The sequence below is a fragment of the Burkholderia sp. HAN2018 genome (assembly GCF_024704855.1).
Taxonomy (GTDB): Bacteria; Pseudomonadota; Gammaproteobacteria; order Burkholderiales; family Burkholderiaceae; genus Burkholderia; species Burkholderia cepacia.
Genome location: NZ_QOBB01000309.1, coordinates 1 through 6,915, shown reverse-complemented (window position 1 = coordinate 6,915; position 6,915 = coordinate 1). Strand labels below are relative to the sequence as shown.

Here is a 6,915-nt window from a genome sequence, read left to right as displayed (position 1 = left end):
TCGACGCGCAGCCGCTCGACGTCGACACGCTCGCGCAGGACGCAACGCTCGCGGCCGGCGTGCGCGTCGCGCCGCACCCGGAACAGGGCGCTTACCTGATCTATACGTCGGGCTCGACCGGCACGCCGAAGGGCGTCGTCGTGTCGCACGGCGCGCTGGCCGACTACGTGCAGGGGATGCTCGACGAACTCGCGTTTGCACCGGACGCATCGTTCGCGATGGTATCGACCGTCGCGGCCGACCTCGGTCATACGACGCTGTTCGGCGCGCTGTGCGCGGGCCGCACGCTGCACCTGCTGCCGGCCGCGTGCGCGTTCGATCCGGACCTGTTCGCCGACGAGATGCGCCGCCGTGACGTCGGCGTGCTGAAGATCGTGCCGAGCCACCTGCAGGCGCTGCTCGACGCACGCGTGCCGGCCGACGTGCTGCCGCGCCATGCGCTCGTGACCGGCGGCGAAACGCTGACGTGGGCGCTCGTCGCGCGCCTGGCCGCGCTTGCGCCGGCCTGTCGCGTGATCAACCACTACGGGCCGACGGAAGCGACGGTCGGTGCGATCGCGTGCGATACGGCGTCGATCGCCGCCGATGCGCGCGATCCCGCGAGCGGCGTGCCGCTCGGCCTGCCGCTGCCGAATGCGCGCGCGCTGGTGCTCGATGCGTTCGGCGCGTGCGTGCCGGCCGGCGCGACGGGCGAGCTGTATCTGGGCGGGCCGGGCGTCGCGCGCGGCTACCTGGGGCGCCCGGCGCAGACCGCCGAGCGCTTCGTGCCCGATCCGTTTACGCCCGGCGCGCGGCTGTATCGCACGGGCGACCGCGTCCGGTTGCGCGCCGACGGCCGTCTCGCGTTCCTCGGCCGCATCGACGACCAGGTGAAGATTCGGGGTTACCGTGTCGAACCGGGCGAGGTGAGTGCGGCCGTGCGCGCGGCCGGGCCGGTCGCGCAGGCCGAAACGCTCGCGATCGAACACGATGGCCGCCTGCGGCTCGCGACATTCGTCGTGATGCGCGACGGCGCGACCTTCGACGAGGCCGCCGTGCGCGCGGCGCTTGCCGCGAAGCTGCCCGACTACATGGTGCCCGCGCAGTTCGTCGCGCTCGCACGCCTTCCCGTGACCGCGAACGGCAAGATCGATCGTGCCGCGTTGCGTGAACAGGCGGCCGCGCCGGTCGCGACGGCGTCCGGGAATGCGCCGCAGGGCGCGGTCGAAACGGTGCTCGCCGAAGTCTGGCAGGCCGTGCTGAAGGCGCCGCAGGTCGGCCGCGACGACAACTTCTTCGAACTCGGCGGCGATTCGATCCTCGTGCTGCAGGTGATCGCCCGTGCGCGCAAGCGCGGCGTGCGCTTCACGCCGAAGCAGCTGTTCGACGGCCCGACGGTCGCCGAACTCGCACGCATCGCGAAGACCGAGGACGTGGCTGCCGCCGCCGCCGTCGCGCAGCCTGCTGCCGGATCTGCTGCCGGCGCGCCGGTGACGGCACAGGTCCTGACGCCCGCGCAGCAGCGCTTCTTCGCGCTCGACATCCCGCGCCCGGGCCACTGGAACCAGTCGGTTGCATTCGACGTGCGCGGGCCGTTCGACGCCGATGCGTTCGCGCGCGCCTTCGACGCATTGCTGACGCATCACGACGCATTCCGCCAGCGTTTCGCACGCGGCGCGGACGGCACGTGGCACGCCAGCGATGCCGCGAAACCGTACGACGCGCTGCCGTTCGTCGAAGTCGCCGCCCGCGACGAAGCCGACGCGCTCGCGCGCTTCGACGCGTTGCAGCGCCGCCTCGACCTCGGTCGCGGGCCGCTGGCCTGCGCATGCGCGGCTCGCTTGCCGGACGGCTCGACGCGGCTCTATCTGGCGATTCACCATGCGATCGTCGACGGCGTGTCGTGGCGCATCCTGCTCGACGACCTGGACTCGGCCTACCGCGCGGCATGCGAGCGTACGCCCATCCGGCTGTCACAGCCGGGCCTGCGCGCGGATGCCTGGGCGTCGCGGCTGGCCCGTGCGGCGACGGAGCCGGCATCGCCGTTCGCGGCCGAGGCGACGTACTGGGCCGGCATGGCGCAGGGTGACGACGTCGTGCCCGACCATCCCGACGCGACGGCGACGAACGCCGATGCAGCCGTCGTCGTGCAGACGATCGACGCGGCATTGACCCGCGCGGCGCTGACCGATGCGCATGCCGCCTATCGCACGCAGACGATCGAATTGCTGGGTGCCGCGCTCGCAATGGCGCTGGCCGGCGCCAGCGGCGCCGCCTCGTGCCGTATCGAACTGGAAGGGCATGGCCGCGAGGCGCTGTTCGACGATGCCGATGCGAGCCGCACGATCGGCTGGCTGACGAGCCATTACCCGGTGACGCTGCCGGTCGCGGCCACCGCGCGCGACACGCTGTGCGCGGTCAAGGACACGTTGCGCGCCGTGCCGCACAAGGGGCTCGGCTTCGGCGTGCTCGCGCACTACGGCGATGCGGCGACGCGCGCGGTGCTCGCCGCCGTGCCGCGTCCGCGCGTCACGTTCAACTATCTCGGCCAGTTCGACGCACCGCGCGATGCCGTGCTCGTGCCGCGCTTCGGCGGCACCGGCGTCGAGCGCGATCCGCAAGGTCCGCTCGGCAATGCGCTCGCGATCCACGCGTACCTCGATACGGATCGCGACGGCGCACGCACGCTGAAAGTGCACTGGGTCTACGGTGCACCGCAATTCGAGCGCACGACGATCGACGCATGTGCCGAACGCTTCGCGGCGGCGCTGCGCGAGCTCGTCGACGCGTGTGCGTCACGCGTCGCGCATCGCGGCGCCGGCGCGACGCCGGGCGATTTCCCGCTTGCGCAGGCCGCCGGTCTCACGCAGGCCGCGATCGAACGCACGCCGCTCGACTGGCGCACGATCGACGACGTCTATCCGCTGTCGCCGATGCAGCAGGGCATCCTGTTCCATGCGCTGTTCGCACCCGGTCACGCCAGCTACGTGAACCAGCTCGTCGCGACCGCGGCCGCGCTCGATGCCGACCGGCTCGTCGCCGCGTTCGAGGCGTCCGTCGCGCGCCACGACATCCTGCGCACGAGCGTGATGCCGGACGAAGCCGCGCCGCTGCAGTGCGTGCATCGCCACGCCCGGATGCCGGTCGAACAGCTCGACTGGCGCACGCGCGGCGACACGCTCGACGCCGATTTCGACGCATGGCTCGCGGCCGATCGCGCACGCGGCTTCGACTGGCGCGAGCCGCCGTTGATGCGCGTCACGCTGATCCGCGTGACCGACGACGCATGGCGCATCGTGTGGACGCGTCACCACGTGCTGCTCGACGGCTGGAGCACCGCGCGCCTGCTGGCGGACGTGCTGCGCGACTATCGCGACCCGGACGCCGTATCGCCGTTCGCGAGCCGCCCGGCACTCCGGTATCGCGACTTCATCGCCTGGCTCGGCACACGCGACCGCGACGCCGACGAACGCTTCTGGACCGAACGCCTCGCACGACTCGACGCCCCGACGCTGATCGCGGACCGCACGGCCGACCGTGCGGATGCCGACATGGTCACGTGGCGCGCGACGCTCGATGCCGACGCGATGACGCGTGTCGCGCAGACGGCACGCGCGCTGAAGCTGACCGTCAACACGCTGGTGCAGGGCGCATGGGCGCTCGCGCTGCAACGGATGACGCACCAGACGGCCGTCGCGTTCGGCGCGACCGTCGCGGGCCGTCCCGACGCACTCGCGGACGTCGATTCGGTGCTCGGCCTCTTCATCAACACGGTGCCGGTGATCACCGCGCCGGCGCCGCAGCAACGCGCGGCCGACTGGCTGCAGGCCCTGCAACGCGACAACGCGGCGGCCGCCGAGCACGCGCATACGCCGCTTGCCGACATCCAGCGCTGGGCCCGCGGCGCGGGCGGCGCACTGTTCGACACGCTGGTCGTGTTCGAGAACTATCCGGTCGACGACACGGCGCGCGATGCCGATCCGCGCGCGCTGGTTTTGAGCGGCGTGCGCAGCATCGAAGCCACCGATTTCGCGCTGACGCTCGTGATCGAGAGCGGCGCCGAGCTGACGATCGACTACGGCTACGACACCGCGCGCGTCGATGCGCGGCAGGTCGAAACCTGGCACCGCGCGTTCGCCTGCGCACTCGATGCGCTGGCCCGCACGCCGGATGCACTGCTCGGCACACTGTCGATCGCCGACGACACCACCCGCGACGCACTGGCGCGGGCGCAGGACACCGCGCGCACATGGCCGGCTTCGCAACGGCAGCCGCTGCACCTGCAATTCGCCGATGCGGCGCGGGCGACGCCCGACGCGATCGCGCTCGAACACGCGGACGTTCACGGCGGCGTGCATCGCGCGACCTATCGCGAGCTTGACGTCGGTACGTCGCGCATCGCGGCCGCGCTGCGCCGGCGCGGCGTGCGGCCCGATACGCCGGTCGCGCTGTGCGTCGAGCGTTCGTTCGACATGGTGATGGCGCTGGTCGGCGTGCTGAAGGCCGGCGCGGCCTACCTGCCGGTCGATCCCGACTATCCGGCCGAGCGCATCGCGTATCTGTTGCGCGACGCGCGGCCGGCCGTCGCGATCACCCAGGCCCATCTGCGCGAGCAGGTCGAGGCGGCGCTGGGCGACGGTGCAACGACGCAACTGCTGACGGTCGCGGACCTGCTGGCCGATGAAACCGTCGACGAAACGGTCGACGACACCGCCGGCGTGACCGCCGAGGTCGACGACGCACAGCTTGCCTACCTGATCTACACGTCCGGCTCGACCGGCAAGCCGAAGGGCGCCGGCAACACGCACGGCGCGCTCGCGAACCGGATCGCGTGGATGCAGCACGCGTACCGGCTGACGCGCGACGACGTCGTGCTGCACAAGACGCCGTTCGGTTTCGACGTGTCGGTGTGGGAATTCGTGTGGCCGCTGGCGATCGGCGCGAAGCTCGCGATCGCCGCGCCCGGCGACCATCGCGATCCGGCGCGTCTCGCGGCCGCGATCCATGCGCACGGCGTGACGGTGCTGCACTTCGTGCCGTCGATGCTCGCCGCGTTCGCCGCGCATCTCGACGATTTCGCGGCCGCCGCGCAATGCGACAGCGTGCGCCTGATCGTCGCGAGCGGCGAGGCGCTCGCGCCCGAACTCGTCGAGAAAATGGCGCGGCTGCTGCCGCACGCGACGCTCGTCAACCTGTACGGGCCGACCGAGGCCGCGATCGACGTGTCGCACTGGACGTGCGGCCCCGACGACGCGCAGGCGGTCGCGGTGCCGATCGGCCATCCGATCGCGAACCTGCAATTGCACGTGCTCGATGCCGCATGGCAGCCGGTGCCGGCCGGCGCGACCGGCGAACTGTATCTCGCGGGCGCGGGCCTCGCGCGCGGCTATCTCGGCCGTCCGGCGCTGACCGCCGAGCGCTTCGTGCCCGATCCGTTCGTCCCGGGCGCGCGCATGTACCGCACGGGCGACCTCGCGCGATGGCGGGCGGACGGTGCGCTCGACTACCTCGGCCGCGTCGATACGCAGGTCAAGCTGCGCGGCCAGCGGATCGAGCCGGGCGAGATCGAGGCGCTGCTGCGCGCGGCGCCCGGCGTCAACGATGCGGTTGTGATCGTGCGCGACGAGCAACTGGTCGGTTATGTCGCACGCGGCGATGCGGCCCCGCTCGACCGGGTGGCACTGCTCGACACGCTGCGCGCGCAACTGCCGGCCTACATGGTGCCGTCGCAGCTGGTCGAACTCGACGCGTTGCCCGTCACGCCGAACGGCAAGTGCGACCGCCATGCGCTGCCCGCGCCGGTACGCGAGACGGCGGCCGAAGCGGCACTCGCGACCGACACGGAGCGCGCGCTCGCCGGGATCTGGCAACGCGTGCTGCACGTGGACGCGATCGGCCGCGACGGCGACTTCTTCCTGCTGGGCGGCCATTCGCTGCTCGCGACGCAGGCCCATGCGCAGGCGAACCTGCACTGGGGGCTCGCGTTGCCGCTGCGCACGCTGTTCGACACGCGCACGCTGGTGCGTTGCGCGGAAGCGATCGATGCGGCCTGCGCGGCACGCGGCGCGACCGATGCGGCGAGCGCGATCGACGCGCTGCTCGGCGAACTGGAAACCCAATAAGGACGACGGATGACGAAGGTTCAACCCGACTGGCTGGCGCTCGCGACGCGTTTCGCGCAACTGCCCGACGCGCAGCGCGCGGTGTTCATCGACAAGCTCGGCGCGGCCGGCATCGATTTTCGCGTGCTGCCGATCCCGCCGCGCACGCCGCGCAGCGACCGCGTGCCGGCGTCGTTCGCACAGACGCGGCTGTGGCTGCATGCGCGGCTGATCGATGCGCCGGACGCGTACCACATCACCGAGCGCCTGGCGCTGACGGGCCCGCTCGACGCGCACGCGTTGCGCCTGGCATGCGATGCGCTGATCGCGCGCCACGAGGCGCTGCGCACGACCTTCGACGAAGCGCCGGACGGCGTCGCGCAAACGATCCACGCGCCGATGCGCTGCCCGTGGCGCGAAACCAGTCTCGAAGCGCTGCCGGACGCGCAGCGCACGGCGCGCGCGCAAGCCGTCGCGACGGCCGAGGAAGCCGAGCCGTTCGATCTCGGCGTGGCGCCGCTCGTGCGCGCCCACCTGGTGCGCTTCGACGCGACGCATCACTGGCTCGCGCTCACCGTGCACCACATCGTGTCGGACGGCTGGTCGTCGGGCGTGATGCTCGAGGAACTCGCGGCGTTCTATCGCACGTATGCGTCCGACCGGCCGGTGCCGCTCGCGCCGCTGCCGATCCAGTACGCCGACTACGCGCTGTGGCAGCGCCGCTGGCTCGACGCCGGCGAGCGCGAACGCCAGCTCGCGTTCTGGCGCGAACGGCTCGATCCGCAGCGCGGCGTGCTGACGCTGCCGGGCGCGGCCGCACGACCCGCGCGCCGCA

At 72.2% G+C, this 6,915-nt stretch carries 2 protein-coding genes; both read left to right on the top strand.

Translation table 11 applies throughout. From position 1 onward, the window contains the following. The coding region (locus DPV74_RS37620) for a non-ribosomal peptide synthetase (protein ID WP_119339028.1) at positions 1–6,101 on the top strand (6,101 nt) is incomplete at its 5' end. A gap of 9 nt (positions 6,102–6,110) precedes the next feature. Further along, the coding region (locus tag DPV74_RS37615) for a condensation domain-containing protein (RefSeq protein WP_240440091.1) at positions 6,111–6,915 on the top strand (805 nt) is incomplete at its 3' end.